The sequence below is a fragment of the Streptomyces sp. BE20 genome (genome assembly GCF_036322525.1).
Classification (GTDB): Bacteria; Actinomycetota; Actinomycetes; order Streptomycetales; family Streptomycetaceae; genus Kitasatospora.
Genome location: NZ_JAQYWW010000629.1, coordinates 1 through 357, shown reverse-complemented (window position 1 = coordinate 357; position 357 = coordinate 1). Strand labels below are relative to the sequence as shown.

Annotated in this window: 1 protein-coding gene; it reads right to left on the bottom strand. The window is 72.3% G+C overall.

Annotated features, from left to right (window positions below; all coding sequences use genetic code 11):
- The coding region (locus PUR61_RS13400; RefSeq protein ID WP_329879039.1) for a hypothetical protein at positions 1 to 255 on the bottom strand (255 nt) is incomplete at its 3' end.
- Between the last annotated feature and the right edge of the window lie 102 nt (positions 256 to 357).

Sequence of the window (357 nt, the reverse complement as noted above, 5' to 3'; positions counted from 1 at the left end):
GGAGAGGTGTCCGTGCCCCGGCAGGTCGAAAGCTGCCGGGCGCGGACGCTGCGTGTGGAGACCTGGCAGGTCCACTGGGACGTGCTGGACGACATGGGGCTGGCGCTGTGGGCGGGCGGGCGGCGGGCGGCGCTGCGTGAGCTTCTTGAAGGTGCCCTGGGCGACCAGCAGGTCCGCGAGGCGCTGGTACTCCTCGGCCGAACCGTCGCACCACTCGACGCGGTCCGGCTGGGTGAGCTCCGCGATCTCGCTCACCCAGGCCAGCAGACGGCGTCGTACTCCAGGACGCCGCGCAGGAGTTCGTCCGCCCGGCGGAACAGCTCCTCGACCGCCAGACCCTCCCCGACCAGCTCCTTC